Here is a 1,524-nt window from a genome sequence, read left to right on the forward strand (position 1 = left end):
GGCGGGATCACGTTCGAGATCGCGACCGGAGGCGGCGGCGACGGAACCTGAACTACCGGCTTTTGCACCACGACGGTGGTCGGGGGCGGCGGAACCGGAGAATCCGGCGGCGGCGGCGGAGGCACTTCCTCGGGCGGAGGTGGCGGCTCCTGGACCTCGAAGACTTCCATCTCCTCGGCCTTTTCCTTGATATATTTGTAGGCGAGCCCGGTCACGAACACGTACCCGAGAGCGGCAAGGATGACCGAGACGACCACGATCGCCACGACCCGACTGCCTCCTACATCACGATCTGCGTAGGCCATTCAGCAACTAAACTCCTTCATTCGCCGCGCCGTTGCCCGGCACCCTGGCATCATTGTCGGCGTGGCTCTCCCGGTCGGGCAATCGTAAGACCGACCGGCGGCGGCGCGAGTCCTATCGCGGCGGTTTGCGTGACGCAAACGCTTTGTCAGACGTAATAAACGTATAATCCGCACGTGGCAGAAATATTTCTGTATGCGTGTGGGACATTCACGTAGAATGAACGGCATGTTCCGTATCCGTATCGTATCGCTTTGTGCCGCATTTTTCGCGGCTTCCCCGGTGCTGCTGCCGCCCGCCGCGGCGCAGCTTGTCGCCGAATCCGGGGTGGTGCTCCCCCCCTATGCCCAGATTGCCGACCGCGTGGTCGGCGCCCCGGCGATCCTCGACGCGCGGATTCGCAGTGCCACGCGAATCAAGGGGGCGGAGGCCGCCAATGTCGCGCCGGGGCATCAGCGTTTCTATGTCGAGGCCGATGTGCTGGCGCTGATTCGCGCCGATGCGCCGTTGCCGACCCGCGTCGGCTATGTCGTCGATGTCCCGCTCGACGCGCGCGGACGGGCACCCAAGCTGAACAAGCGCCGCGTGCTGCTCTTCGCGCGCCCGGTCTCCGGTCAGGCGACCATGATCCAGCTGACCACGCTGGACGGACAGCGCGACTGGAGCGCCGAGCTGGACGCACTGATCCGTCGCATCGCCCGCGAGGTGGTCGCCCCGGATGCGCCGCCGGCGATCACCGGGCTCGGCAACGCATTCCATGTGCCGGGGTCGCTGCCGGGCGAGGGCGAGACGCAGATTTTCGTGCAGACCGCCAATGGTGCGCCGATCTCGCTGTCGATCCTGCGCCGTCCGGGGGAGCAGAAGCGCTGGGCGGTGGCGCTGGGTGAGATCGTCGACGATGCCGCCGCCGCGCCGGCGCGCGACACGCTGCTGTGGTATCGCTTGGCCTGTGGCCTGCCGCGCGCCCTGCCCGCGACGAGCCTGGCCGATGCGGAGCCGGAGAATGCGGCAGCAGCGCGCGAGGATTACCGCTTCGTGCTGGAACAGCTGGGGCCGTGCAAGCGGTGAAGTCGGCGCGCCTCCTCTGAATCCTCCCCCGCCAGGGGGAGGTGTCAGCGCAGCTGACGGAGGGGGAGGAAACGATGAGCATGGGGGGCGAGCGCATCGCCGCCCTCCCCCTCCGTCGCCTTCGGCGCCACCTCCCCCTGGCGGGGGAGGATT

At 67.5% G+C, this 1,524-nt stretch carries 1 protein-coding gene and 1 pseudogene; one reads left to right on the top strand and one right to left on the bottom strand.

From position 1 onward, the window contains the following. Positions 1-266, bottom strand: a pseudogene (locus AX681_RS17355) (energy transducer TonB); the annotation flags it as partial. Positions 267-531: 265 nt separating this feature from the next. Here AX681_RS17355 and AX681_RS17360 point away from each other — a divergent pair. Next, on the top strand, positions 532-1,371 hold the full coding sequence (locus AX681_RS17360; RefSeq protein WP_066655733.1) for a hypothetical protein: 840 nt from the start codon (positions 532-534) through the stop codon (positions 1,369-1,371). Positions 1,372-1,524 lie beyond the last annotated feature (153 nt).

Source organism: Sphingomonas sp. CCH9-E2 (assembly GCF_001557215.1).
Lineage (GTDB): Bacteria > Pseudomonadota > Alphaproteobacteria > Sphingomonadales > Sphingomonadaceae > Sphingomonas.